The 1,557-nt window shown below is 35.1% G+C and carries 1 protein-coding gene; it reads right to left on the bottom strand.

The annotated features are described in order from the left end of the window. A partial coding sequence (locus tag ACFU9E_RS35480; RefSeq protein ID WP_380715705.1) for a DNA polymerase occupies positions 1 to 1,557 on the bottom strand: 1,557 nt, incomplete at both ends.

Genomic DNA, 1,557 nt, shown 5'->3' with positions numbered 1-1,557 from the left:
TAATATACCCCTCTATTTAATTTCTTGATATACGCGCCGGGAATGCCTTTAAATTTCATTGTCTCCGAACCTTTGACCAAACGATATTGTTTTACTTTGCTTTTTTCGGGATAATTAAATACATTCCGAGAAAAAGAGGATATTTCTTTTTCTATTTCTTCTGGTTTTATTTCATCAGCATATTTTTCATAATACGTTTTTGGTTGAATGAATAAACCTTCTTCAAGAATACCTTCCAGTTTCCATTTACCGTACTCTCTATCGTCAACCATGTCATCATCAAAAATAGCTTCACATGCTATTGAATCGGTATCACAATATGCCACATCGCCTTTTTCTAATTGTTTAATTAAACCTCTATATAATAAAATACGCGCGTATGACGTAACGTAGGCGGCTATATGCGGCTGAATATACGGCGCTTTGCTGGGGACGGCTGCTTCAATAAATTCTTGTCCATATACAGGGTTAAATAATTCAACATAAGGATAGCCTTTTTCTTCGCATGTCTCAATTTCTGTGACAGGTAAAATCGTTTGCCGAACCCTTTGCATACCGAATTTTCCGTACAGTGCATTTTGCATTAATTTTGCAAACGTCTTTTTTGCTCCATCACTTTTATTTTTAATCTCTTCAAAATAGGAGACAAAATCTTTAAATATATAATCGGTCTTTTCAAAATAAATACATTGATGAATTTCTTTTATTTTAGCACCCATTTCTAACGCCAATTCAATTTCTTCAAACGTCCATATCCCTGAAAGGTTACCGACCGGGAAACATAATTTTTTGTACATTCTGTGAGGTAGAGGCGGTATATGTAAAGTAGTCGGTATGTGAATATCACATTCTAAAAAACCGCCGCCCTGTCTATAGCTGTACCAATATTTAAATACGTTTCGGGCTTTGTCTCCTTTATGGTGACGCGGTTTCCCTATAGGTATTGGGTTCACTTTCATAACGTACGGATATAATGAATTTACATCATAATGAAAGCCGCCATTTAATTCACTTTGAAATACTTCTGTACGTCCACCATAATATGCCTTGCGTATAAAATCCTCTGTAAACTCGCCCCATTTGCTATAACCGTAATTCGTGGAAATAGCCTTTTCATAATCTTCAGGATAATTCATTTGATATACTTTCATTGCAAGACTTGCGGTAGTAGGACATTTTAAAAATTCATGAATCGGCAAGCCGGATATTTCAATAAGCATTGTAACAATTTCATATAATGCCACACAGTCCAACCGTAAATATTCATTTAATTCAGGTTCATACGGATCGACCTTCATAAAATAATTCCCTTGGGATTCCCGGTCATCATATTTACCCGGGTCATTTGTGGGGTTTCCGTCAGCGTCAAGCGCCCATCCCAATTTCAAAATATGGTCTTTTAAATCTATTTTTGCTTTTTCTTGCGAAATATTAAAATCCTCACATATCTTTTTTAATGAACCCATTACAAGCTTGCTGGAATCATGAAATGTAATAGGTTGCGAAATAATTTCATTTTCTTCAGTTATTTGGGATTCATTAAGACCTGTTTTAAAT

This window comes from Kitasatospora sp. NPDC057595 (assembly GCF_042800875.1).
GTDB lineage: Bacteria > Actinomycetota > Actinomycetes > Streptomycetales > Streptomycetaceae > Kitasatospora.
The sequence above is the reverse complement of the archived record's forward strand: the minus strand, read 5'-3'. Positions and strand labels throughout refer to the sequence as shown.